Genomic DNA, 25,012 nt, shown 5'->3' with positions numbered 1-25,012 from the left:
CACCTGTTCCCCCGGGCACGCCCCCGGAGGCGAGGTGACCGGCCTTCTCGTCCCCAACGGACCCCCGGAAAGGTGCGCGCATGACGAGCACAGTCCCCGCCCCCGTCGCCCGTACGGCCGACGGACACGCCCTGCAGGCGGTGCTGCTCGACATGGACGGCACACTCGTCGACACCGAGGGATTCTGGTGGGAGATCGAAGTCGGCGTCTTCGGCGAACTCGGCCACCGCCTCGACGAATCCTGGCGCGACATCGTCGTCGGCGGCCCCATGACCCGCAGCGGTCGCTTCCTCATCGAAGCCACCGGCGCCGACATCGGCCTCGCCGAACTCACCGTCCTGCTCAACGAGCGCTTCGAAGCCCGCATCGCCGACCGCGTCCCCCTCATGCCCGGCGCCGAACGCCTCCTGAGCGAACTCGCCCGGCACAACGTCCCCACCGCCCTGGTCTCCGCCTCCCACCGGCGCGTCATCGACCAGGTCCTGCTCACCCTCGGCCGCGACCGCTTCACCATGACCGTCGCCGGCGACGAGGTCCCGCGCACCAAGCCCCACCCCGACCCCTACCTCCTCGCCGCCGGCGCCCTCGGAGCCCACCCCTCCCGCTGCGCCGTCATCGAGGACACCGCCACCGGCGTCGCCGCCGCCGAAGCCGCCGGATGCAGGGTCGTCGCCATCCCCTCCGTCGGCCACATCGCCCCCGCCCCCGGCCGCACCATCGTCGGCTCCCTCGAAGACGTCGACCTGCCCTTCCTGCGCTCCCTCATCACTCCGCTGAACTGACCGCGCACGCTCCGTACCGGACGATCCGCCCCAGGACCAAGGTCCCGCGGGCGGATCTCCCGCGCACTTCCCCGGAGGCCGAAATTCCATCCCTACCGGGGGAGTTGTACCGGGTGACCTTTGTCACCCACAAAGCCCCCTTCGCACCACTGCGCGCCCCCTCGCGCCACCCCTTGTGTCCCCATTGATCAGCACCTGACCGAATCTGCGCACCGCCCCGCGCACACCCCGGGTCAACTCCCGCAACAGAGCGACAACACCCCCGATCCACGCGGTTCAAGCCACCCCTCCGCAGGCCACTAATGTCGATCCGGGCACTGCGCCGCACCTCAGCCGTCCCGGATACACACCCCTGTTCCGGAACCGCGTGGACCGATCGTCACACCACCGGCCCGATCGTTCCGCCCAGAACGGGCGACCGTCGCGATGCCCTCCACGCCAGCTTTGAACAAGTGCCGGGTCGAGGGAGTACTTCCAGCATGAACCGCAAGACCATGGCGCTGACGGCAGCCGCCGGACTGCTCACCCCCGCGCTGACCGCCTGCGGCAGCACCAGCGGAGCAGGAGCGGGATCCGGAGCGATCGTCGTCGGCACCACCGACCGGTTCGAGGCGGCCGACTACGCCCCCGCCCCGCTCGACCCCGCCTACGCCTACGACGCCGGCACCTGGAACATCCTCCGCCAGACCGTCCAGACCCTGATGCACACCCCGCGCGGCGGCGGCAAGCCCGTCCCCGAAGCAGCCACCGAATGCCGCTTCACCGACACCGGCAACGAGAGCTACCGCTGCGTCCTGCGCCCCGGCCTCACCTTCGCCGACGGCAGCGCCCTCACCGCACAGGACGTCAAGTTCTCCATCGAGCGCGTCCTCGCCATCAAGGACGAGAACGGCCCCTCCTCGCTGCTCTCCACCATCGACACCGTCGAAACCAAGGGCACCGACACCGTCGTCTTCCACCTGAAGACCGCCGACGCCACCTTCCCGTACAAACTCTCCACCCCCGCCGCCGGCATCATCAGCTCCAAGAAGTACGACTCCAAGAAGCTCCGCACGGGCTTCGCCGTCGACGGCTCCGGCCCCTACACCATGAAGGCCGAAGTCAAGGGCAACCGCCTCGTCCGCGCCGTCTTCAGCAAGAACCCGAACTACCGCGGCGACCTGAAGATGCAGAACGACAAGGCCGAACTGCGCGCCTTCGACGACTCCGAAGCCATGGGCAAGGCCCTGGAAAGCGGCACCATCCACATGGTCTCCCGCACCCTGTCGCCCGCCCAGATCACCGAGCTCTCCGCCAACCCCCCCAAGGGCATCAAGCTCGTCCCCATGCCCGGCCTGGAGATCCGCTACCTCGGCTTCAACACCGAAGCCCCCGCCGTCAAGGACAAGGCCGTACGCCAGGCCCTCGCCGCAGCCGTCGACCGCAACGCCCTCATCGCCAAGGTCTACGGCAAGTCCGCGCAGCCCCTGTACTCCCTGGTCCCCACCACCCTGAGCGGCCACGTCAACTCCTTCTTCAACAAGTACGGCGAAGCCAACACCGCCAAGGCCGCCGACCTGCTGAAGAACGCCGGAATCAAAACCCCGGTCAAGCTGACCCTCAACTACACCAACGACCACTACGGCGACGGCACCGCGGCCGAGTTCGAAGCCCTCAAGGCCCAGCTGAACTCCACCCAGCTCTTCGACATCACCGTCCAGGGCACCGACTGGGCCGACTTCAGGCCCGCCCAGAAGAAGGGCGACTACGCCGCCTACGGGCTCGGCTGGTTCCCCGACTACCCCGACGCCGACAACTTCCTCGCCCCCTTCCTGGAGCAGGACAACTTCCTCGGCACGCCGTACGCCAACACCACGGTGCGCACCAAGCTCATCCCCGAATCGCGCCGGGCCATCGACCGGGGCGTCGCCGGCCCCGCGATCGCGGAGATGCAGGACATCGTCGCCGAGGACGTACCCGTCCTGCCCCTGTGGCAGGGCAAGCAGTACGTCGCCGCACGCGACGGGATCACCGGAGTGGAGTGGTCGGTCAACGCCATCTCCGACCTCCAGCTGTGGGAACTCGGCCGCGGCGTCAGCGGCTGACACCCGACACCAGGCCCCGGCCTCCCGCCGTAGCCCCAGGCCCGTGACCCCCACCACGGGCCGCAGCACCAGCCAGACAGAACCAGACCTGCCAGTGAGACTGAGAAGGACGTTCGCGTGAAGACACGGAACCAGTGGTTGGCCGCCCCGCTCGGAGCGGCCACCGCCGCCGCGCTGCTCAGCGGCTGCGGTGCGACGGACGGCTCCAGCGCCGGCAGCGGCAAGGGCGTCGTCATGGGCATATCCGACAAGGTGAAGGCCACCGACCCCGCCTCGGGCTACGACCCGGGCTCCTGGCTGCTCTTCAACAACGTCTTCCAGTCGCTGCTCAGCTTCCCCAAGGGCGGCACCACCCCCGAGCCCGACGCCGCCCAGGCCTGCGGGTTCGAGGGCACCGAGAGCAAGACCTACGTGTGCACCCTGCGCGGCGGCCTGAAGTTCAGCAACGGCAACAGCCTCACCGCCAAGGACGTCAAGTACTCCTTCGAGCGCACGCTGAAGATCAACGACGAGAACGGCCCCGCCGTCATGCTCGCGTCGATCGGCACCATCGACACCCCCGACGACAAGACCGTGGTCTTCAACCTCAAGGCCCCCGACGCGACCTTCCCCAGCAAGATCGCATCCGGCGCGGGCTCCATCGTCGACCACACCGAGTACCCCGCGGACAAACTCCGCACCGACGGCAAGGCCTTCGGCTCCGGCGTCTACAAGCTGGACTCGATCAACGACAAGAGCGCCGCCTTCTCCGTCAACGACAGCTACACCGGCAAGGCCAAGCCGAAGAACAGCGGCGTCACCATGAAGTTCTTCAACGAGGACCAGGCCGCCCTCAAGAAGGTCCTCGAAAGCGGAGACGTCGACTTCGCCTTCCGCGGCCTCGCCGCCAAGGACATCGCCGGCCTCGCCTCCCAGACCGGCGAGCAGAAGGTCGAGGTCGTCCAGGGCTCCGGCGCCGAAGTCGAACACCTCGTCTTCAACACCAGCGACCCCGTCGCCGGAAAGCTCCCCGTCCGCAAGGCCATCGCCTACCTCGTCGACCGGGAAGCCCTCGTACGAGAGGTCTACGACGGCACCGCCACCCCGCTCTACTCCATCGTCCCGGCCGGCATCGCCTCCCACACCACCGCCTTCTTCGACCGCTACGGCGGCACCCCCCAGCCCGAGAAGGCCAAGGCCACCCTCCGCGCCGCCGGCATCAAGGACAAGGTGAAGATCACCCTGTACTCGACGCCCAGCCGCTACGGCCCCTCGACCGACGAGGAATTCCGCCTCATCGCCAAGCAGCTCAACGACAGCGGCCTCTTCGAAGCCGACGTCAAGTCCGTCGAGTTCGAGCAGTACGAGAAGGACATCCAGGCAGGCAAGTACGGCGTCTACGTCAAGGGCTGGGTCCCCGACTACCCCGACGCCGACAACTTCACGCAGCCCTTCTTCGGCCCCGACAACGTGCTGCACAACAACTACGAGAACAAGGAGATCACCGGGACGATCATCCCGTCGACCTCCGCCAAGTCCGACCGCGGCACCGCCAGCAAGGACTACGCCCGCCTCCAGGACATCGTCGCCGAGGAGATCCCGCTCCTCCCGCTGTGGCAGGGCAAGCAGTACGCCGTCACCCGCCCGAACGTGACCGGCCTGCAGTGGTCCCTCGACGCCTCCACCGTCTTCCGCTTCTGGGAGATCAGCAAGGGCTGAGCCGCTCCACCCGGGCACCCCGAACGACGACGGGCCCGCCTCCGCACCCAGCGGAAGCGGGCCCGTACCCGTACCTGTACCCGTACCAGCCGACCCCGGCGACAGGGCGACAGCGGCCCGAGCCGCCTACTGACCGGCCCCCGGACGCACCAGACCGCTCTCGTACGCGTACACCGCCGCCTGAACCCGGTCCCGCAGACCCAGCTTCGTCAGCACATGACCCACGTGCGTCTTCACCGTCGTCTCGCTCACGAACAGATCCGCCGCGATCTCCGCGTTCGACAAGCCCCGGGCCACCAGCTTCAGCACCTCGACCTCACGCTCCGTCAACGAAGCGATCATGTCCGGAACGCTGTCGTCACCCGACGGCAGATGCCCCGCGTACTTGTCCAGCAGCCGCCGCGTGATGCTCGGCGCCAGCATCGCCTCGCCACCCGCCACCACCCGGATCGCCTGCACCAGCTCCGCCGCCGGCGCATCCTTCAGCAAGAACCCACTGGCCCCCGCCCGCAGCGCCTCCACCACGTACTCGTCCAGATCGAACGTCGTCAGCACCAGCACCTTCGCCGGACCGTCCCGCCCCGGACCCGTGATCTGCCGCGTCGCCTCCACCCCGTCCATCCGCGGCATCCTGATGTCCATCAGCACCACATCGGGCTGCAACACCCGCACCTGGTCCAACGCCTGCAGACCGTCCCCGGCCTCACCGACCACCGCCACGTCCTGTTCGGCCTCCAGGATCATCCGGAAACCGGTACGCAGCAGCGGCTGATCGTCGACCAGCAGTACGCGGATCGCCACGGGGTCCACCTCGTATTCATCGGGTTCATGCGGACAGCAACGGGAAACCCCGCCCATTCTGCCCTGACCCCAAGATCAGGATTCGCCCCGGCCCGCGGACGGCAGCGCCAGCGGATACACCGGGGGAGTGCCACCGAACTCCGGACACACCGCCTGATGATCACACCAGCCGCACAGCTTCGACTGCCGCGGCCGCCAGTCACCGCTCTCCGTCGCCTCCCGGATCGCCTCCCACAGCGCCAGCAGCTTGCGCTCCATCCGCTCCAGATCCTCGATCACCGGGTCGTACGTGATCACGTCCCCACTGCCCAGATACACCAGCTGCAGCCGCCGCGGCACCACCCGCTTCAGCCGCCACACCACCAACGCGTAGAACTTCATCTGGAACAGCGCACCCTCGGCATACTCCGGCCGCGGCGCCTTCCCCGTCTTGTAGTCGACGATCCGCACCTCACCCGACGGCGCCACGTCCACCCGGTCGATGATCCCGCGCAGCCGAAGCCCCGAATCCAGCTCCGTCTCCACGAAGAACTCCCGCTCCACCGGCTCCAGCCGCGTCGGGTCCTCCAACGTGAACCACCGGTCCACCAACGCCTCGGCCTCGCCCAGCCACCGCGTCAGCCCCGCCCCCTCGTCACCCCCCGGGAACAGCTCCAGCAACTCCGGCTTCGACTCCACCAGCCGGTCCCACTGCCCCGGAATCAACGCCTTCGCCCGCGGCGCCGTCCGCTCCTCGGCGGGGTGGTCGAAGAGCCGCTCCAGCACCGCGTGCACCAACGTCCCCCGCGTCGCCGCCGCACTCGGCTTCTCCGGCAGCTTGTCGATCACCCGGAACCGGTACAGCAACGGACACCGCATGAAGTCGCTCGCCCGCGAAGGCGACAGCGAAGAAGGAGCCACGGCCACCGCTTGCGCGGGTACGGGACCGGGCACGGGACTGCTCACTGCATCGTCCGGACCGCTGCCGGGGCTCGTCGTCATAGACAAAACCCTACGACCCGCCACCGACAGCACGCGCATACCATCGACGCCGACCCCCCTCGCACTGCATGATCGGAGCATCACACCACGCAACGGCGCACCCCGAACACCACGGGAAAAAGACACCAGAACCACCGGCGCACCACCGCACCGGACAGCAGCGAACGAAGGACAACCGTGGCAGACACCGACGAAACCGGCGAGCGCGCGGGCCGGCGCTCAGGACCGGGCGGCGGACTCCTCATGGGCCGCCCCTTCGGCGTGCCCGTCTACGTCTCGCCCAGCTGGTTCCTCGTCGCCGCCCTCATCACCTGGGTCTTCGGCGACCAGCTCGACCGCATCCTCCCCGACCTCGGCACCCTGCGCTACCTCGTGGCCCTCTTCTTCGCCGTCGCCTTCTACGCCTCGGTCCTCGTCCACGAACTCGCCCACACCGTCGCCGCCCTCCGCTTCAAACTCCCCGTACGCCGCATCCAGCTCCAGTTCTTCGGCGGCGTCTCCGAGATCGAGAAGGAATCCGAAACCCCGGGCCGCGAATTCGTCCTCGCCTTCGTCGGCCCCCTCCTCTCCCTCCTCCTCGCCGGCGCCTTCTACCTCGGCATGAAAACCGTCGAACCCGCCAGCGTCCCCGGCGTCCTCCTCGCCGGCCTCATGATCTCCAACCTCCTCGTCGCCGCCTTCAACCTCCTCCCCGGCCTCCCCCTCGACGGCGGCCGCATGCTCCGCGCCGTCATCTGGGGCATCACCGGCAAACCCATGACCGGCACCATCGCCGCCGCCTGGGCCGGCCGCGCCCTCGCCGTCGCCGTCCTCCTCGGCCTGCCCCTCCTGAACTACACCGGGACCCTCGGCAACCCCACCGACGACATCGGCGGCATGGACACCGTCATGGACGCCCTCCTCGCCGCGATCCTCGCCGGCATCATCTGGACCGGAGCCGGCAACAGCCTCCGCGTCGCCCGCCTGCGCGAACACCTCCCGGAACTCCACGCCCGCAAACTCACCCGCCGCGCCATCCCCGTCGAGAACGCCACCCCCCTCTCCGAAGCCCTCCGCCGCGCCAACGAAGCCGGCGCCCGCGCCCTCGTCATCGTCGACGGACTCGGAGACCCCACCGGCATCGTCCGCGAGAGCGCCATCGCCTCCGTCCCCGAACACCGCCGCCCCTGGGTCGCCGCCGGCACCCTCGCCCAAGACCTCACCGACGGCATGAAGGTTTCAGCGGACCTCACCGGCGAAGAACTCCTCGACCACCTCCGCACCACCCCCGCCACCGAATACCTCGTCCTGGAGCCCGACGGCGCGATCTACGGAGTCCTCTCCACCCTCGACGTCGAAAAGGCCTTCGTGAAGGCCATGGCGCGGCCCCAGTCCTGAAGCCAATACACTGGTCACATGTCCGAACCGACCGGTGCCGCCCGCCGACGCGGGCCCTTCGAGGTCGGGGACCAGGTACAGCTCACCGACCCCAAGGGCCGCCACTACACGTTCACGCTCGAAGCCGGGAAGAATTTCCACACCCACAAGGGTTCCTTCCCGCACGACGAGCTGATCGGCTCCCCCGAGGGAAGCGTTGTCCGTACCACGGGCAACGTCGCCTACCTCGCGCTGCGACCCCTGCTCCCCGACTATGTCCTGTCCATGCCCCGCGGTGCCGCCGTGGTCTACCCCAAGGACGCAGGCCAGATCCTGGCCTTCGCCGACATCTTCCCCGGCGCCCGCGTCGTCGAAGCAGGCGTCGGCTCCGGCTCCCTGAGCAGCTTCCTGCTGCGCGCCATCGGCGACCAGGGCATGCTCCACAGCTACGAGCGCCGCCCCGACTTCGCCGAGATCGCCACGGCCAACGTCGAGCGCTACTTCGGCGGCCCGCACCCCGCGTGGCAGCTGACCGTGGGCGACCTCCAGGACAACCTGTCCGACACGGACGTCGACCGCGTGATCCTCGACATGCTCGCCCCCTGGGAGTGCCTGGAGGCCGTCTCCAAGGCCCTGGTCCCCGGCGGCATCCTCTGCTGCTACGTGGCCACCACCACCCAGCTCTCCCGGACCGTCGAATCCATCCGCGAGTTCGGCTGCTACGCCGAACCGCAGCCCTGGGAATCGATGATCCGCAACTGGCACGTCGAGGGCCTGGCCGTCCGCCCCGACCACCGCATGATCGGCCACACCGGCTTCCTCGTCACCGCCCGCCGCCTCGCGGACGGCGTCGAGCCCCCCATGCGCCGCCGCCGCCCCTCCAAGGGCGCCTACGGCGAGGACTACGACGGCCCCGGCAGCCAGTCCGCGGCCAAGACCGCGGAGACCGCCGCGACGGCCGCCGCGGACACCGCCTCCGACGCCTGAGCAGCGGAAGCCCCAGGACCGCCCCGCCACCCGGCGGGGCGACCCGCACCACCAACACGAAGACGCTGTGCCGCAGTTCCCCCGGAACATCCGGGAACTGCGGCACAGCGTCTTTTCGTTGTCCCACTGGCCGGCCCGTACGAGCACCCCGGCCGGCCCGGACCCACCCGTTCCACCCCGATGTGAGGTGTGGCACGATGCTGGCTCCCCGTCACCCTTCGCACAGGAGACACCCCGCGTGCCGCACAGCCCCGCCGAGCCGGCGCCGACCGCCCCCACCCCGGAGCACCACCGGACCCGGCCCGTCCACTGGCTCGCCACCGCCTCGGCCCTCGCCGCCGTCATAGCCGGCGCCGGACTCCTGCAGCCCGCCCCGGCCACCGGAGCCTCCGCGGACCCCGCACGCACCACGAGCCCTGAGAGCCCCGCGAGCGGCCCCCGGGCGGCCGCCCCCGACGCACACGCAGCCGCGTACCCGCTGGACTGCAAGGGCGCCCCACAAGCCGTCACGGCCACCGCCGAAGGCGACCTCGACGGCGACGGCCGACCAGAAACCATCGCCGCCGTCCGCTGCGACGCCGGCTCGGGCACCCCGCCGCACGCCGTCTACGTCCTCGCCCAGGACCCCGCGAAGACCACGGCCCCCCGCGTCGTCGCCACACTCCTCGAAGCCACCCGCAACCAGACCGCGACCGACCTCACCGTCCGCGACGGCCTCGTCACCGCGAAGCTCCTCGGCTACTCCTCGCCCGAAGTGCCCCGCTACAGCCCCGATACCGAACAGCTCGCCAAGTGGCGCTGGACCGGCGGAAAATTCCGCCAGGAGCTTACGGATCCGAGCCCCACAGGAGTTTGAACCCTCACTCCGCGTCGGGACCGAAGACTTCCACCCTGTCCGAAACCCGCCTTACATGGATGCAATCCCCGGGACATTCCTTCGCGGAATCCACCACGTCCTGAAGCAGCACCAACGGAACCGGAGTGGTCGCCCCCGCCTCCACGAGCAACTCGTCGGCAGGGCTCTTCACGTACGCCAGACCATCGATGTCCAGCTCGAACACCTCCGGTGCGTACTGCACACAGATGCCGTCGCCAGTGCAGAGGTCCTGGTCGATCCAGACCTCGAGCGGCTCTCCGGCCACGCCGGAACCCCCCGCGGACACCTCCTGCTGCACGGTCATATCTCCTGCCGTTCCCTGCCTCGAGTGATCCATCCCGGTCGGATACTCGCGGCAAGTCGCACGAGCTCTGACGGGTGTTGAACAGTTCGACCTTACAACCGGCTGCTTCCCGAGTTTGATGGGTGGGTATTTCCTTGACGGGAGGGAGTACGCAAGGGTGAAGATCGGACACACCCCTACCGTCTTTGTGATCTAGGGGTTTCAATCACCACCAGCCCAGGTAGGGTCAGAAAGCGTCCAGCTCCCCTTGGAGGAGGTGAGGACCGTGGCAGCCCACGACGACGACATCAACCGCGGCATCCGGCCCGGGCGAGGGTCTGAGGACCCCGCCGGCCAGGTTGCCTATCTCGAGCAGGAAATCGCCGTCCTGCGACGTAAGCTCGCCGACTCTCCGCGACACACGAGGATTCTCGAAGAGCGGATCGTCGAGCTCCAGACGAACCTGGCAGGCGTCTCCGCTCAGAACGAGCGGCTGGCGAACACCCTGCGCGAGGCCCGCGACCAGATCGTGGCCCTCAAGGAAGAAGTCGACCGGCTCGCACAGCCGCCGGCCGGCTTCGGAGTCTTCCTGCAGTCCAACGAAGACGGAACCGTCGACATCTTCACCGGCGGCCGAAAGCTCCGCGTGAACGTGAGCCCCAGCGTCGAACCGGAAGACCTCCGGCGCGGCCAGGAGGTCATGCTCAACGAAGCGCTCAACGTGGTCGAAGCCATGGAGTACGAGCGGGCCGGGGACATCGTCACCCTCAAGGAAATCCTCGAGGACGGCGAGCGCGCCCTGGTGGTCGGGCACACCGACGAGGAAAGGGTGGTGAGGCTCGCCGAGCCGCTCCTGGACGTCACCATCCGCCCCGGCGACTCCCTGCTGCTCGAACCCCGCTCCGGCTACGTCTACGAGATCGTCCCCAAGAGCGAGGTCGAAGACCTCGTCCTCGAAGAGGTCCCGGACATCGACTACGACAAGATCGGCGGCCTGGGCGACCAGATCGAACTGATCCGCGACGCCGTCGAGCTCCCCTACCTCTACCCCGACCTCTTCAAGGAACACGAACTGCGGCCCCCGAAGGGCATCCTGCTCTACGGCCCCCCCGGCTGTGGCAAGACGCTCATCGCCAAGGCCGTGGCCAACTCCCTTGCCAAGAAGGTCGCCGAGGTCACCGGCCAGCCCACCGGGAAGTCCTACTTCCTCAACATCAAGGGCCCCGAACTCCTCAACAAGTACGTCGGCGAGACCGAGCGGCACATCCGCCTCGTCTTCCAGCGTGCGAGGGAGAAGGCGAGCGAGGGCACCCCCGTCATCGTCTTCTTCGACGAGATGGAATCCCTCTTCCGCACCCGCGGATCCGGAGTCAGCTCGGACGTGGAGAACACCATCGTCCCCCAGCTGCTCGCCGAGATCGACGGCGTGGAAGGCCTGGAGAACGTCATCGTCATCGGCGCCTCCAACCGCGAGGACATGATCGACCCGGCCATCCTGCGCCCCGGCCGGCTCGACGTGAAGATCAAGATCGAGCGCCCCGGCGCCGAGGCCGCGAAGGACATCTTCGCCAAGTACCTCAAGGCCACGCTGCCCCTGCACACCGACGACCTCGGTGAGCACCAGGGCTCCACGGCCGAAACCGTCCACAGCATGATCCAGACCGTCGTCGAGCAGATGTACGCCGAAACCGAGGAAAACCGCTTCCTCGAGGTCACGTACGCCAACGGCGACAAGGAAGTCCTCTACTTCAAGGACTTCAACTCGGGCGCGATGATCCAGAACATCGTGGACCGTGCGAAGAAGATGGCCATCAAGGCTTTCCTCGAGCACAACCAGAAGGGCCTTCGCGTCGCCCATCTCCTCCAGGCTTGCGTGGACGAGTTCAAGGAGAACGAAGACCTGCCCAACACCACCAACCCCGACGACTGGGCCCGAATCTCCGGAAAGAAGGGCGAGCGGATCGTATTCATCCGAACCCTCGTCACCGGAAAGCAAGGCGCGGACACCGGACGCTCCATCGACACGGTGGCCAACACCGGTCAGTACCTCTGACAAAGCGGGCCGGCTGCGGGTGCCCGGCAAGGGCACCCGCAGCCGACTGCTTTACCGACTGCTCTTTTCAGCCGGTGACAGGGCAAAGTCAATGACTGAAATGATCTCCCCACCAGCGCGGAGTGGTTCTAGGCTCTTCCATACCGCAGGTCGCGCAGTGCGGGGACGGGCACCGCACACGACGCACCGGAGCACAAGCGGTACTTGAGCGCCGCTCCCGAACGGGAGCGCCGCCGGGCAAGGAGGGCCGCATGACCGTACGGCGAGTAATGGGTATCGAGACGGAGTACGGGATCTCCGTCCCGGGGCACCCGAACGCCAATGCCATGCTCACCTCGTCCCAGATCGTCAACGCCTACGCGGCGGCGATGCACCGGGCGCGACGCGCCCGCTGGGACTTCGAGGAAGAGAACCCGCTGCGGGACGCCCGCGGCTTCGACCTCGCCCGCGAGGCCGCCGACAACAGCCAGCTCACCGACGAGGACATCGGCCTCGCCAATGTCATCCTCACCAACGGCGCACGCCTCTACGTCGACCACGCACACCCCGAGTACAGCTCCCCGGAGATCACCAACCCGCTCGACGCCGTCCTCTGGGACAAGGCCGGCGAGCGGATCATGGCCGAGGCCGCCGTCAGGGCCGCCCAGCTCCCCGGGGCCCAGCCCATCCACCTCTACAAGAACAACACCGACAACAAGGGCGCCTCCTACGGCACGCACGAGAACTACCTGATGAAGCGGGAAACCCCCTTCTCGGACATCGTGCGCCACCTCACCCCCTTCTTCGTCTCCCGCCTCGTCTTCACCGGCGCCGGCCGCGTCGGCATTGGCCAGGACGGCCGCGAACACGGCTTCCAGATCAGCCAGCGCGCCGACTACTTCGAAGTCGAGGTCGGCCTGGAGACCACCCTCAAGCGCCCCATCATCAACACCCGGGACGAGCCGCACTCGGACGCCGAGAAGTACCGCCGGCTCCACGTGATCATCGGCGACGCCAACCTCTCCGAGATCTCCACCTACCTCAAGCTCGGCACCACCGCACTGGTCCTGTCCATGATCGAAGACGGCTACATCAACGTCGACCTCGCCGTGGACCAGCCCGTACGCACCCTCCACCAGGTCTCCCACGACCCCGACCTGCAGCACCTGATCACGCTGCGCAGCGGGCGGACGCTGACCGCCGTACAGCTCCAGATGGAGTACTACGAGCTGGCCAGGAAGTACGTGGAGGAGCGTTTCGGCTCCGACGCGGACGAGCAGACCAAGGATGTGCTGGCCCGCTGGGAGGACGTACTGGGCCGGCTGGAAACCGACCCGATGAGCCTGTCGGGAGAGCTCGACTGGATCGCGAAGCGGGAGATCCTCGAGGGCTACCGGCGCCGGGACGGCCTCGAATGGGACGCGGCCCGACTCCACCTGGTGGACCTCCAGTACGCGGACGTACGGCCCGAGAAGGGGCTGTACAACCGCCTGGTGGCCCGCGGCAAGATGAAGCGGCTGCTGGACGAGACGGCGGTGGAGCGGGCGCAGAGCAAGCCGCCGGAGGACACCCGGGCGTACTTCCGGGGGCGGTGCCTCGAGCAGTACGCGGACGACGTGGCGGCGGCCTCGTGGGACTCGGTGATCTTCGACCTGCCGGGCCACGACTCCCTCCAGCGGGTCCCGACCCTGGAACCCCTGCGGGGCACCCGTGCCCACGTGAAGGAGCTCCTGGACCGCTGCCGCACGGCGGAGGACCTGGTCCGGGTGCTCTCGGGGCGCTAAGCCTTTTCCGGTCCCCGGGGCGGGGGCTGAAAGGCCCCCGGCCCGGGAATCATGAAGACATCCGGACGTTATGAAAGTACCGGGACGGATGTCGGACCCTCCTTGTAGGGTCCGACGTAGAGTCTGATCTTGAGGGATCCCGAATTCGCGGGGTCTTTCACGTGAGCGTGCGAACCGAGCGGGGTGAGCTAGACATGGCGACCAAGGACACCGGCGGCGGACAGCAGAAGGCGCAGCGCTCGACCGAGGAGGTCGAGGAGGCTGCGGTCGAAGAATCGACCGACCTCAAGGAGCGACAGGAAAAGCTCTCCGACGACGTCGACTCGGTACTTGACGAGATTGACGATGTACTTGAGGAAAATGCCGAGGACTTCGTTCGGAGCTTCGTACAAAAAGGCGGCGAATAGCCTTCGAATCTAAGGCGAATCCGCCAGTGTGTGCTCCATGCCCAATGGAACGAAGTGGTGTCGCGGGTGTGCCCGTGACATACCACTGAGCGGATTCGCCTCGGATCGCAACCGGAGCGACGGGCTTCAGCCCAGATGTCGTGAATGCGTGGCAGCGTACGGCGCCGAGCACTACCGGCGCCGCCGGGCGGCCATGGGGAAGGCCGTCAGAGAGCATGTGGAAGTGCCTGCGGGGTGGAAGCTCTGCAGGCAGTGCGGTGAGGTGAAGCCGCACAGCGACTGGCACAAGAACGCAACAGCGTCTGACGGGCTGTCCACTCGGTGCAAGGCGTGCCGGGTTATCCAGGGTCGGGCAGGTCACCTCAAGCGCGCTTACGGCATGACCGAGGCCCAGCGCGACGAGATGATCGCCGCGCAGGGTGGTCTCTGCCTCATCTGCAAAAAGCGCGCGGCCGTACATGTGGATCACTGCCACACCACGGGTAGGGTCCGAGGCGTACTTTGCTTCAACTGCAACACGGCCATCGGCAAGTTGGGAGACGATCCCGACGCAGCTCGTAGGGTCGTCTCATATCTGGAAGGAAACCTGTGGAACCCAACACTCGAAGCACAGGGCGTCTACCGGCAGCCTTCCTGACGCCGGGGTCGTCGTCCTTCATGGACTTCTTGGGCGCGCACCAGCCCGAGATGCTCCCGGGCAACCGGAAGCTGCCCGACGGGGTCATCGAGGCGCCGCACGGGACGACCATCGTGGCCGCCACCTTCCCCGGCGGGGTGGTCCTCGCCGGTGACCGGCGGGCGACCATGGGGAACATGATCGCGCAGCGGGACATCGAGAAGGTGTTCCCGGCGGACGAGTTCTCCGCCGTCGGCATCGCCGGCACCGCCGGTCTGGCCGTGGAGATGGTGAAGCTGTTCCAGCTGGAGCTGGAGCACTTCGAGAAGGTGGAGGGGGCGACGCTGAGCCTTGAAGGTAAGGCGAACCGGCTCTCCACCATGATCCGCAGCAACCTGGGCATGGCCATGCAGGGCCTGGCCGTCGTACCGCTCTTCGCCGGGTACGACGAGGCCAAGGAGCGGGGCCGGATCTTCTCCTACGACGTGACCGGCGGCCGCTCCGAGGAGCACGGGTACGCCGCGACCGGGTCGGGCTCGATCTTCGCGCGCGGCTCGATGAAGAAGCTGTACCACTCCAAGCTGACGGAGGAGGAGGCCACGACGCTCGTCGTGCAGGCGTTGTACGACGCTGCCGACGACGACTCGGCCACCGGCGGTCCGGACCTCTACCGCCACATCTACCCCATCGTCACCGTCATGACGGACGAGGGATTCCGCAGGCTGACCGACGAGGAGTCCTCGGAGCTGGCCCGCAAGATCACGAACCGCCGGCTGGAGCAGCCCGACGGTCCGCGCGCCGCCCTGCTCTGATCTCTGACCTCCTCGTCGTCCAGAAGAAAGGGACGGAAAGCCGGTGTCGACTCCGTTCTATGTGTCACCCCAGCAGGCCATGGCCGACCGGGCGGAATACGCCCGCAAGGGCATCGCCCGCGGTCGGAGCCTCGTTGTCATCCAGTACGCCGACGGCATCGTGTTCGTCGGTGAGAACCCGTCCCGCGCGCTGCACAAGTTCAGCGAGATCTACGACCGGATCGGCTTCGCGGCCGCCGGCAAGTACAACGAGTACGAGAACCTGCGCATCGGTGGTGTGCGGTACGCCGATCTGCGTGGATACACCTACGACCGTGACGATGTGACGGCCCGTGGGCTGGCGAACGTCTACGCGCAGACGCTCGGCACGATCTTCTCGAGTGCGGGGGAGAAGCCGTACGAGGTGGAGCTGGTCGTGGCCGAGGTCGGCGCGACGGCTGCCGCCGACCAGATCTACCGGCTGCCGCACGACGGGTCGATCGTCGACGAGCACGGGTCGGTGGCCGTTGGCGGGAACGCCGAGCAGATCAGTACGTACCTCGATCAGCGGCACCAGGACGGAATGACCCTGTCCGAGGCGCTGAAGCTGGCGGTGCAGGCGCTGTCGAGCCAGGCGAACGGTACGGACAAGTCGATTCCGACGGAGCGGTTGGAGGTGGCGGTGCTGGACCGTACGCGGGCCCAGCAGCGCAAGTTCAAGCGGATCCGCGGCCGGCAGCTGTCGCGGCTGCTGGAGGCGGACGTTCCGGCGGCCGCTCAGGCGGATGCCGTCTCGAACGACGAGGCTCCCGAAGAGGAAGCCGAGTAGAAGTCGCAGTGAGTGTGAGCGCCCCTGGCCTTCGGGTCGGGGGCGCTTTCGCGTTCCCGGACTCAGACGCGAGGGGCTGGTCCCGTGGAGTCGCGGACGACGAGGTGGACCGGGATGTCGACCGGGGTCCAGGGGGTGCCTTCGAGGACGGCGAGGAGGGCGGTCATGCCCTGTTCGCCGACGCGTTCGGCGGGGAGGTGGACGGTGGTGAGTTCCGGTTCGACGGCGGTGGCGAGGGCGAGGTCGTCGAAGCCGGTGACGGAGAGGTCCTCGGGGATGCGCAGGCCGAGGCGGCGGGCGGCTTTGCAGGCGCCGGCGGCGAGGATGTCGTCGTCGCAGACGACGGCGGTGGGGCGGCGGTCCGCGGGGGTGTCCAGGGCGGTCTCCATGGCCGTACGGGCGGCTTCCACGCTGAGGTGGGCCCGTACGGTGCGCAGCTCGGCGGGGGGCGGCAGGAGGGCGGCGAGGGCGTTGGCGCGGACGGTGAAGGTCCAGGAGTCGATGGCGGAGGCGAGGTGGAGGAAGCGGTGGTGGCCGTGGGTGAGGAGGTGTTCGGTGGTTTGGCGCATGCCGTCGGCGATGGCGAGGTTGACGTGGGCGTGGGCGGTGTCGGCGGTGGGGTCGCTGTCGAGCATGACGAGGGGGAGTGCGTCGCCGCCGAGGGCGTGGAGGGCGTCGGCGGCCATGGAGGAGGCGATGACTCCGTCGAGGGCGGCGCGGGCGGAGGCGAAGGGGTCGCGGGCGGGGCCGGTGCCGTCGGGGGAGGGGTAGAGGACGACGCCGAAGCCGTGTTCGGCGGCGATGCGGGCGGCGCCGGTGTAGACGCGGGCGAAGAATTCGTTGGTGAGGGCGGGGACGACGAGGAGGGCGGTGCGGGTGGAGCCGAGGCGGAGGTTGCGGGCGGCGAGGTTGGGGCGGTAGCCGAGGGTCGTGGCGGCTTCGCGGACCAGGCCGGCGGTGCGTTCGGAGACGCGGCCGCGCCATTTGTCGCCGAGGACGAGGGAGACGGTGGCCTGGGAGACTCCGGCGGCGGTGGCCACGTCGCGGCTGGTGGGTCTCGTCACACGGTGCTCCTGTAGTGCGAGGTCGCGGGGGGTGTGGGGGTCGGGTGGGTGGACCGTCCGACTGTGGTCATGGTACGTATGACCGGTCACGTTATACGTATTACTTGGGTGTGCCCGGCTGGGTCCGGGCGGATGAGGGGGCGGACATGGCCGCGGGTTACGCGGAGCTGCTCAGGACCCGGCATGCCGCGAGGCTGCTGGTGGGCACGCTCATAGGCCGGCTGCCGAATGCGGTGGGTCCGATCGCGATCGTGCTGTTCGTTCGGGCGGAGGGTGGCAGCTACAGCCTGGCGGGGGCCCTCGCCGCCGCGTACGGGGTGTCGAACGCGGTGGGGCAGCCGTTGCTGGGGCGGGCGGTGGACCTGTTCGGGCAGCCGCGGGTGCAGTTGCCGGCGGCGGTGGTGTCGGCGCTGGGCATGGTGTGGCTGGCGTTGGCCGGTACCGGTTCGGTGGCGGTGGCGTACGCGGCGGTGGTGGTGGCGGGGCTGTTCACGCCGCCGCTGGAGGGCGGGCTGCGGGCGCTGTGGCCGAGCGTGCTGGGCGGCAAGGAGGAGCGGGTCCATGCGGCGTACGCGATGGACGCGGTGGCCCAGGAGGTCATGTTCACGGTGGGGCCGTTGCTGGTGACGCTGTGCGTGGCGTTGTGGGATCCGGCGGTGGCGCTGCTGGTGCTCAGCGGGATCGGGGTGCTGGGGGCGTTGTCGGTCGTGGTGTCGGAGCCTTCGCGTACGTGGCGTTCGGAGCCGCGGGAGGCGCACTGGCTGGGGGCGCTGCGGTCGCCGGGTCTGCTGGCGTTGCTGGGGGCGTTCTTCTTCGTGGGGACGGCGCTGGGGTCGATCACGGTGGCGGGTGTGGCGTACGCGGACGAGCACGGTGGTCAGGCGGTGTACGGCTGGCTGATGGCGGCGCTGGGTCTGGGCGCGCTGTTCGGTGGTGTGCTGTACGGGGCGCGGCAGTGGGCGGGGGCGCCGGAGCGGCGGCTGTGTTTGCTGGTGGCGTTGCTGGCGGTGTGTTACCTGCCGTTGATGCTGGTGCCGGGTGTGGTGGCGATGACGGGGTTCGCGGCGCTGGCGGGGGTGTTCCTGGCTCCGGCTCTGGCGTGTGCGTTCATCGTGGTGGACCGGCATGCTCCGGCGGGGATGGTGACGGAGGCGTTCTCGTGGTTGGTGACGTTCTTCGGGGTGGGTGCGGCGATCGGTACGGCGGTGGCGGGTCCTTCGGTGGAGGCCGGGGGTACGGCGGCGGGTTTCGCGGTGGCGAGTGTGGCCGGCTTCGCGGCGCTGCTGGTGTTGACGGTCACTCAGCGGGTGCTGGCGCGGCCGGGTGCGAGTCGTGCGGTGGCGGGTTCCGTGCCGGGTTCGGTGGCGGGGCCGTCGGCGGGGGGCTCGGTGGCGGGTTCGGCGGCGGGTTCGGCGGGGCCGTTGGAGGGCTCTGCGGAGGCCTCGGTGACGGGGTCTTAGGCGGGTCGGCGGGCGGGTGGTGGGGTGGTCTCTCGGGAAAATGATCGAAACGGCGCCTGCGAACTCGGTTTCAGAACAGAGCAGAAGGCGTAATGTTCAGTCATGGACCGCCGCATTTTCGGGCTGGAGAACGAGTACGGCGTCACGTGCACGTTCAGGGGACAGCGCCGACTGTCTCCTGACGAAGTGGCGCGCTACCTCTTCCGCCGTGTTGTGTCATGGGGCCGCAGTAGCAATGTCTTCCTGCGGAACGGCGCCCGCCTCTACCTCGACGTGGGTTCGCATCCGGAGTATGCAACTCCCGAATGCGACAACCTGATCGAACTGGTCACCCACGACAAGGCCGGCGAGCGCATTCTCGAGGGCCTGCTCGTCGACGCCGAACGCCGCCTGCACGAGGAGGGAATCGCGGGCGACGTCTATCTGTTCAAGAACAACACCGACTCGGCGGGAAACTCGTACGGCTGCCATGAGAACTACCTGGTGGCCCGGCACGGGGAATTCTCCCGGCTCGCGGACATTCTGATCCCGTTCCTCGTCACGCGGCAGCTGATCTGTGGTGCGGGCAAGGTGCTGCAGACGCCCCGGGGCGCGGTCTACTGCGTGAGTCAGCGGGCCGAGCACATCTGGGAGGGCGTCAGTTCCGCCACGACGCGTTCGCGGCCGATCATCAATACGCGGGACGAGCCGCACGCGGACGCGGAGCGCTACCGGCGTCTGCACGTGATCGTGGGCGACTCGAACATGTCCGAGACGACCATGCTGCTGAAGGTCGGGGCGACCGATCTGGTGCTGCGCATGATCGAGGCGGGCACGGTGATGCGGGACCTGACGCTGGAGAACCCGATCCGGGCGATCCGCGAGGTCAGTCACGACATCACGGGTCAGCGCAAGGTGCGCCTGGCGAGCGGCCGGGAGGCCTCCGCGCTGGAGATCCAGCGGGAGTACTACGACAAGGCGGTGGACTTCGCGGAGCGCCGGGGCATCCGTACGGGTGTCGTGGACCAGGTCCTGGAGCTGTGGGGCCGGACGCTGGACGCGATCGACGCGGAGGACCTGGACCGGATCGGGACCGAGATCGACTGGGTGATGAAGTACCAGCTGATCGAGCGGTACCGGGCGAAGCACAACATGACGATGTCGAATCCGCGGGTGGCTCAGATAGACCTCGCGTATCACGACATCCACCGCAGGCGCGGGCTGTACTACCTGCTGGAGCGCAAGGGGCAGGCGGCGCGGATCTGCAACGACCTGAAGATCTTCGAGGGCAAGTCGGTGCCTCCGCAGACGACCAGGGCGAGGTTGCGGGGTGACTTCATCCGTCGTGCGCAGGAGCAGCGGCGGGACTTCACGGTCGACTGGGTGCATCTGAAGCTGAACGATCAGGCGCAGCGGACGGTGCTGTGCAAGGACCCGTTCCGGTCGGTGGACGACCGGGTGGAGAAGCTGATCGCGGGGATGTGAGTGGGTTATAGGGCGCCGTGAGGCGTCGTGTGACATAGCACTGATCTTGGCCAGGGCCTCGTACGGATCTCGTACGGGGCCCTGTCCACGCCTTAGAGTGGCGACGACCTATGTGCCGTCTGAGATCTGAGGAACACGTGCGCCGACTTGCCGGCCTGCTTGTCGTACCCCTTCTGCTGCTGTCGACAGCGGCCTGTGGCGACAGCGGCTCCGATTCCGCCGAGATGAAGAACGGGGCGCCCGCGATCACGAAGGGTGCCAAGTTCGGGGAGACCCCCACCCTGTCGAAGGGGAAGGGCACCCCGCCGAAGGAACTGAAGGTGGTGACCGTCAGCGAGGGTGACGGCCCGGCGCTGAAGAAGGGCGACATCGCCCAGGTCAACTACCTCGGCCAGGTGTGGGACGGTACGGAGCCGTTCGACCAGAGCTTCGGCAAGGGCAAGCCGTTCGACGTGACCATCGGTGCGGGCCAGGTCATCAAGGGCTGGGACCAGGGTCTCGAGGGCAAGAAGGTCGGCAGCCGTCTGGAGCTCGTGATTCCGCCGGACCTCGGTTACGGCGACCAGGGCTCGGGCGACAAGATCAAGCCGAACGCCACGCTGGTCTTCGTCGTGGACATCGTCAAGGGCACTTCGGTCCCGGTTTCGGCCACGGGCAAGGAGGTCCCGCAGACGGACGCCGCCCTGCCGAAGGTCGGTACGAACACGGACGGCAAGGAAGTCTCCGTGGCCGTCCCGAAGGGCACCGAGCCGCCGGCGAAGCTCGTGTCGAACTACGTCCTGGAGGGCACCGGCGCGGTCGTGAAGGACACCGACAGCGTCGTCGTCAAGTTCAACGGCAAGACGTGGAAGGACGACAAGACGTTCGAGAGCACGTACGGCACCGACACGACGGTGACGTGGCCGCTCTCGGAGCTCCAGGTCAAGGGCCTGAAGGACGGGATCGTCGGCAAGAAGGCCGGCAGCCGCATCCTGCTGGTCATCCCGCCGGACCAGGGTTTCGGCGACAAGGAGCAGGGCGCGATCCCGGCCAAGTCCACCCTGGTCTTCAGTCTCGACATCCTCACCGTGGTGTAAGACTGTCCAGGTTGTCCCCCTGTTCGTAAGTTTTTTGAGGAGCAGTTCCGTGAGCGACAAGCTCGAGAAGCCCGAGATCGACTTCCCCGATTTCCCGGTCCCGGCGGACCTCGTGATCGAGGACCTCTGGGAGGGCGAGGGCGCCGAGGCCAAGGCCGGTTCCCGGGTCTCCGTCCACTACGTGGGCGTGGCCTACTCGACCGGTGAGGAGTTCGACGCTTCCTGGGGCCGCGGCGCGCCGCTGCAGTTCCAGCTCGGCATCGGCCAGGTCATCTCCGGCTGGGACACCGGCATCCAGGGCATGAAGGTCGGCGGCCGCCGCAAGCTGGTCATCCCGGCCCACCTGGCGTACGGCGACCGTGGCGCCGGCGCTGCCATCAAGCCGGGCGAGACGCTGATCTTCGTGTGCGACCTGATGGGCGCCTGATCGGTCCGTCGTGAAGTGATGCTGTGAAGTGTGCGGGGCCCCTGGTCTTGAAGGCAGGGGCCCTCGCTTTTGCCCAGGACCGTCGGGGCGGTACGGTCAGCGGTCACGAGGGTGTACCGGGGACACGACTCGAAGGTCTGGAAGGGCGGATGGGCGTCGATGGCGATTGCCAAGGCCGAGCGGCTGATGAATCTGGCGCTGTGTCTGCTGGGGACGCGTCGGCCGCTCAGCAAGCGGGAACTGCGCGGTTCCATCGAGGCCTACATGGAAGCCGGGAACGACGAGTCCTTCAACCGCATGTTCGAGCGGGACAAGGATGATCTGCGGGAGCTCGGGCTGGTCATCGAGACCGTCGAGAACCTGGAGGGCGACACCGGCTACCTGGCCCGCCGCGATTCAAACCGGCTGCCGCCCGTGGCGCTGGACGCCGAGGAGGCCGCGGCCCTGGGGCTCGCCGCCAAGGTGTGGCAGCAGGCCCGGCTCGCCGGGGCGGCCAGCGGCGCCCTGCAGAAGCTGCGGGCCGGCGGCATGCCGGAGGCCTCGGATCCGTACGAGGGCCAGCACAGTGCGATCGAACCGCGGATCCCGGTGCACGAGGCGGCCTTCGAGCCGCTGATGCTCGCCTGCCGCGACCGGCGCCCGGTCGTCTTCGACTACCGCAAGTCCACCGCCGCCCGCCCCGAGACCCGTCAGGTCGAGCCGTGGGCCCTGGAGTGCTGGCGCGGCCACTGGTACCTGGCGGGCTTCGACCGCGACCGCGGGGCGGAGCGGGTGTTCCGGCTCTCCCGGATCACGGGCAAGGTCCGCTCGCGCGCCGCGAAGTACACCGCCGAGGTCCCGGACGTGGTGACCGTACGGGAGACCGTGGCGAGGTGGGCCGGGGAAAGCGCGGAGCGTTCCGCGCTGATCCGGCTGCGGGCGGGGGCGGGCTATCCGCTGCGGGCCAAGGCCGCGGCGGTGCGCGAGGGGGCCGGCGGCGAGGGCTGGGACGAGCTGGAGATCCCGTACGGGCACGGGCTGGACGCCTGGCTGGTGGAGTTCGGCCCCGATGTCGTGGTGCTGGAGCCGGCCGACCTGCGGGCCGACGTGGTGGACCGGCTGCGGGCCGTGGCCAAGGGCTAGGGCCGGTCCGTCGGCGGGCCGTGCGCAGGCGCGCGGATCCGTGCGGGAGCGGTTTGGGCCGGGTGGGCCGGGTGGACCGGGCAAGATCAGTGAGCAACGCCCTGAGGGGGAGACGTACCAGCATGGCTGCCAACGCCATCGACCAGACGCGCCGGATGCTGTCCCTGGTGACGTACCTGCGCGAGCGCCCGGGTGCGCACGTCGCGGACGTGGCCCGGGCCTTCGGGATCACCGAGGACGAGCTGATTTCGGACCTCGACGTGCTGCCCATGTGCGGGACCAGCTTCCGGGGCGGTGACCTGCTCGACATCGACACCGACGGGGAGCGCATCTGGTGGCGCAACCCCGACGCGTCGGGGGAGTCCACCGCCGAGCCGCTGCGGCTGGCCGCCGACGAGGCGACGGCGCTGCTGGTGGCGGCCCGGGCCGTGGCCACGCTGCCGGGGCTGCGCGAGGGGGACCGCCAGGCACTGCTGCGGGCCACCGCGAAGCTGGAGGCGGCCGCGGGCGAGGTGGCCGGGGCCAGTTCCCGGCTCTCGGTGACCTTCGAGTCCGAGGGCGGGGTCTTCGCCGACGTGGACCGGGCCATCGCCGAGCAGCGCCGGCTGTGGCTGCGCTACTACTCGCCCGCGCGCGACGAGCTCACCGAGCGCAAGGTCGACCCGATCCGGCTGTTCGCCGTCGGGCACACGTACATGGAGGGGTGGTGCCACCTCTCCGAGGCCCGGCGCACCTTCCGCCTGGACCGGGTGGCGGAGATCCGGCTGCTCGACGAGCGGGCCGATCCGCCCGCCATCGAGCCCCGCGACCTGTCCGAGGGGCTGGTCCAGCCGGCCGCCGAGGACCCGGAGGTCGTGGTCGAGGTGGGTCCGGGCGGGCGCTGGGTGGCCGAGTACTACCCGCACGACAGTGCCGAGGAGCTGCCCGAGGGCGGTCTGCGGATCACCCTGCGGACCCCGGACCCGGGCTCGCTGCGGCGCCTGGCGCTGCGGCTGGGCCGCGAGGGGCGGATCGTGGCCCCGGTGGAGCTGGCGGACAGCGCCCGCCGGGCGGCCCGGGAGGCGCTCGCCGCGTACGAGGGCCAGGCGGTCGGGGAGAACGCGGCGGCCGGGGACGCGGCGGTCGGGAGCGGCACAGGGGAACAGGGCTGAAGGGCCGAGGGGGGATCCGCGCGATGTCGGTCGCGTTCAAGGCGTCCTGTCCCGACTGCCGGGCCCGCTTCGAGCTGGACGCGGGCGCCCTGCGCCTCGCCATCGGCGGGAGCCGGCGTACGACCTTCTACTCCTTCACCTGTCCCGAGTGCGGGGCCCCGGTCCGCAAACCGGCCGGTGAGCGCATCGTGGAACTGCTGACCGGTGGCGGCGTGAGCACCCTGCGCAGCGTGTGAGCCGGTGGGTGGCCTAGGCTCGTTGCATGCTGTGGCCGATGTTCGCAATCGCTCTGGGCTTCCTCGGGGTCGCCGTCCTCGCCGTGCTCGCCGTGCGGGTCTTCGTGGAGGTGCGCAGGCTCTCCGTCCAGGTCGCGGACGCCGGGCGGCGGATCGCGGAGGCCTCCGCGGATCTCGAGCGGGCCGCTACGGGCCTGGCCAGGGCCGGGCGCTCCGTGCGGCCATAGCCATCGTCGGGCAACCGTCGTACTGTCTGACCACGCAAGCGGTGATGCCCCAGGGGATTGCCTGGCGTTAACCCCCGGGGGTTACGATCGATGTCAGAACGGCTCGCCGATCTCGGTCCGAGCCGTCTTGACTACCACAACCAGCCGTTTCGGTGAGAAGGAAGAGACACATTATGGGCAACCTGAAGCCCCTCGAAATCCTCCTGATCGTCGCCGTGATCTTCCTGCTGTTCGGTGCCAAGAAGCTTCCCGACATGGCCCGCTCGCTCGGCAAGTCCGCCCGCATCCTCAAGAGCGAGGCGAAGGCGATGAAGAAGGAGGGGGAGGCCGAGGACGCCGCCACCGCCGCTTCCGTAGCCGACCCGGCGCCCCAGCAGCAGGCCACGGCCCCGCGCACGATCCAGGCCTCGCCCGGTGACGTCACCAGCGCCCGCCCCGTGAACGAGCCCAACCACACCAAGCAGGGCTGACGGCGGC

The 25,012-nt window shown here is 68.8% G+C and carries 25 protein-coding genes; 21 read left to right on the top strand and 4 right to left on the bottom strand.

Annotated elements, in window-relative coordinates; all coding sequences use genetic code 11:
- The first annotated feature begins 80 nt into the window (after positions 1–80).
- The 3 genes from ACODT5_RS25380 (at position 81) to ACODT5_RS25370 (ending at position 4,564) form a co-directional block, all read left to right on the top strand.
- A complete protein-coding gene (locus tag ACODT5_RS25380) occupies positions 81–782 on the top strand; it encodes an HAD family hydrolase (protein WP_422521555.1) in 702 nt (233 codons plus the stop codon).
- A 479-nt stretch (positions 783–1,261) separates the two neighbouring features.
- Positions 1,262–2,866: an ABC transporter substrate-binding protein gene (locus ACODT5_RS25375; RefSeq protein WP_422521554.1), complete on the top strand. Its 1,605-nt coding sequence runs from the start codon at positions 1,262–1,264 to the stop codon at positions 2,864–2,866.
- A gap of 117 nt (positions 2,867–2,983) precedes the next feature.
- A complete protein-coding gene (locus tag ACODT5_RS25370; RefSeq protein WP_422521553.1) occupies positions 2,984–4,564 on the top strand; it encodes an ABC transporter substrate-binding protein in 1,581 nt (526 codons plus the stop codon).
- A 126-nt stretch (positions 4,565–4,690) separates the two neighbouring features.
- Here the strand turns inward: ACODT5_RS25370 and ACODT5_RS25365 are convergent, their stop codons facing one another.
- Both ACODT5_RS25365 and ACODT5_RS25360 read right to left on the bottom strand, forming a co-directional pair.
- Complete coding sequence (locus ACODT5_RS25365; protein WP_422521552.1) at positions 4,691–5,365, bottom strand: response regulator; 675 nt, start codon at positions 5,363–5,365, stop codon at positions 4,691–4,693.
- A gap of 75 nt (positions 5,366–5,440) precedes the next feature.
- Positions 5,441–6,346: a RecB family exonuclease gene (locus ACODT5_RS25360; RefSeq protein WP_422525023.1), complete on the bottom strand. Its 906-nt coding sequence runs from the start codon at positions 6,344–6,346 to the stop codon at positions 5,441–5,443.
- 243 nt (positions 6,347–6,589) lie between these two features.
- On the opposite strand from ACODT5_RS25360, the gene ACODT5_RS25355 reads away from it, so the two are divergent.
- The 3 genes from ACODT5_RS25355 (at position 6,590) to ACODT5_RS25345 (ending at position 9,545) form a co-directional block, all read left to right on the top strand.
- Positions 6,590–7,723: a site-2 protease family protein gene (locus ACODT5_RS25355; RefSeq protein WP_422525022.1), complete on the top strand. Its 1,134-nt coding sequence runs from the start codon at positions 6,590–6,592 to the stop codon at positions 7,721–7,723.
- Between the two features lie 18 nt (positions 7,724–7,741).
- Entirely contained in the window at positions 7,742–8,689 is a 948-nt protein-coding gene (locus ACODT5_RS25350) for a tRNA (adenine-N1)-methyltransferase (protein ID WP_422521551.1), read from the top strand.
- 238 nt (positions 8,690–8,927) lie between these two features.
- Complete coding sequence (locus ACODT5_RS25345; protein WP_422521550.1) at positions 8,928–9,545, top strand: hypothetical protein; 618 nt, start codon at positions 8,928–8,930, stop codon at positions 9,543–9,545.
- A gap of 4 nt (positions 9,546–9,549) precedes the next feature.
- Here ACODT5_RS25345 and ACODT5_RS25340 read toward each other — a convergent pair whose 3' ends face one another.
- Positions 9,550–9,870, bottom strand: a complete 321-nt coding sequence (locus ACODT5_RS25340) for a ferredoxin (RefSeq protein WP_266910134.1) — start codon at positions 9,868–9,870, stop codon at positions 9,550–9,552.
- 265 nt (positions 9,871–10,135) lie between these two features.
- On the opposite strand from ACODT5_RS25340, the gene arc reads away from it, so the two are divergent.
- The 6 genes from arc to prcA all read left to right on the top strand — a co-directional run bounded on the left by arc (position 10,136) and on the right by prcA (position 16,308).
- The gene (gene arc, locus ACODT5_RS25335) at positions 10,136–11,902 is read left to right on the top strand and encodes a proteasome ATPase (protein ID WP_385373510.1); all 1,767 of its coding nucleotides are present in this window, start codon (positions 10,136–10,138) and stop codon (positions 11,900–11,902) included.
- A gap of 251 nt (positions 11,903–12,153) precedes the next feature.
- Complete coding sequence (gene dop / locus ACODT5_RS25330; RefSeq protein WP_403713296.1) at positions 12,154–13,665, top strand: depupylase/deamidase Dop; 1,512 nt, start codon at positions 12,154–12,156, stop codon at positions 13,663–13,665.
- Positions 13,666–13,859: 194 nt separating this feature from the next.
- A complete protein-coding gene (locus ACODT5_RS25325; RefSeq protein ID WP_030294332.1) occupies positions 13,860–14,072 on the top strand; it encodes a ubiquitin-like protein Pup in 213 nt (70 codons plus the stop codon).
- A gap of 37 nt (positions 14,073–14,109) precedes the next feature.
- Complete coding sequence (locus tag ACODT5_RS25320) at positions 14,110–14,709, top strand: endonuclease VII domain-containing protein (RefSeq protein WP_422521549.1); 600 nt, start codon at positions 14,110–14,112, stop codon at positions 14,707–14,709.
- Positions 14,661–15,500, top strand: coding sequence for a proteasome subunit beta (gene prcB / locus ACODT5_RS25315; protein WP_371615094.1), 840 nt, complete (start codon positions 14,661–14,663; stop codon positions 15,498–15,500). The genes ACODT5_RS25320 and prcB overlap by 49 nt, the downstream gene beginning before the upstream one ends.
- Before the next feature lie 43 nt (positions 15,501–15,543).
- Positions 15,544–16,308 carry a proteasome subunit alpha gene (gene prcA, locus ACODT5_RS25310; RefSeq protein WP_422521548.1) on the top strand — a complete coding sequence of 255 codons (765 nt, stop codon included), beginning with the start codon at positions 15,544–15,546 and terminating at the stop codon, positions 16,306–16,308.
- Positions 16,309–16,370: 62 nt separating this feature from the next.
- On the opposite strand, the gene ACODT5_RS25305 is transcribed toward prcA, so the two are convergent.
- Positions 16,371–17,372, bottom strand: coding sequence for a LacI family DNA-binding transcriptional regulator (locus tag ACODT5_RS25305; RefSeq protein WP_422521547.1), 1,002 nt, complete (start codon positions 17,370–17,372; stop codon positions 16,371–16,373).
- 146 nt (positions 17,373–17,518) lie between these two features.
- Here ACODT5_RS25305 and ACODT5_RS25300 point away from each other — a divergent pair, with 146 nt between their 5' ends.
- From ACODT5_RS25300 to tatA, 9 genes are all read left to right on the top strand, one after another.
- Complete coding sequence (locus ACODT5_RS25300; protein WP_422521546.1) at positions 17,519–18,832, top strand: MFS transporter; 1,314 nt, start codon at positions 17,519–17,521, stop codon at positions 18,830–18,832.
- A 102-nt stretch (positions 18,833–18,934) separates the two neighbouring features.
- A complete protein-coding gene (gene pafA / locus ACODT5_RS25295) occupies positions 18,935–20,296 on the top strand; it encodes a Pup--protein ligase (protein ID WP_053678744.1) in 1,362 nt (453 codons plus the stop codon).
- A gap of 137 nt (positions 20,297–20,433) precedes the next feature.
- Positions 20,434–21,372, top strand: coding sequence for an FKBP-type peptidyl-prolyl cis-trans isomerase (locus ACODT5_RS25290; protein ID WP_422521545.1), 939 nt, complete (start codon positions 20,434–20,436; stop codon positions 21,370–21,372).
- A gap of 49 nt (positions 21,373–21,421) precedes the next feature.
- On the top strand, positions 21,422–21,799 hold the full coding sequence (locus ACODT5_RS25285; protein ID WP_399380600.1) for an FKBP-type peptidyl-prolyl cis-trans isomerase: 378 nt from the start codon (positions 21,422–21,424) through the stop codon (positions 21,797–21,799).
- Between the two features lie 159 nt (positions 21,800–21,958).
- A complete protein-coding gene (locus tag ACODT5_RS25280; RefSeq protein ID WP_385373498.1) occupies positions 21,959–22,921 on the top strand; it encodes a helix-turn-helix transcriptional regulator in 963 nt (320 codons plus the stop codon).
- 122 nt (positions 22,922–23,043) lie between these two features.
- Positions 23,044–24,072, top strand: coding sequence for a helix-turn-helix transcriptional regulator (locus ACODT5_RS25275; RefSeq protein ID WP_422521544.1), 1,029 nt, complete (start codon positions 23,044–23,046; stop codon positions 24,070–24,072).
- Between the two features lie 23 nt (positions 24,073–24,095).
- Entirely contained in the window at positions 24,096–24,308 is a 213-nt protein-coding gene (locus tag ACODT5_RS25270; RefSeq protein WP_356507732.1) for a CpXC domain-containing protein, read from the top strand.
- A gap of 26 nt (positions 24,309–24,334) precedes the next feature.
- Positions 24,335–24,535 (top strand): hypothetical protein, encoded by a 201-nt coding sequence (locus tag ACODT5_RS25265; protein ID WP_266910160.1) that lies wholly within the window; start codon positions 24,335–24,337, stop codon positions 24,533–24,535.
- 170 nt (positions 24,536–24,705) lie between these two features.
- Positions 24,706–25,005, top strand: a complete 300-nt coding sequence (gene tatA / locus ACODT5_RS25260; protein WP_422525021.1) for a Sec-independent protein translocase subunit TatA — start codon at positions 24,706–24,708, stop codon at positions 25,003–25,005.
- The last annotated feature ends 7 nt before the right edge of the window (positions 25,006–25,012 follow it).

It is taken from the genome of Streptomyces tatrensis, assembly GCF_049310065.1.
In the GTDB taxonomy this organism is placed as follows: domain Bacteria; phylum Actinomycetota; class Actinomycetes; order Streptomycetales; family Streptomycetaceae; genus Streptomyces.
The sequence above is the reverse complement of the archived record's forward strand: the minus strand, read 5'-3'. Positions and strand labels throughout refer to the sequence as shown.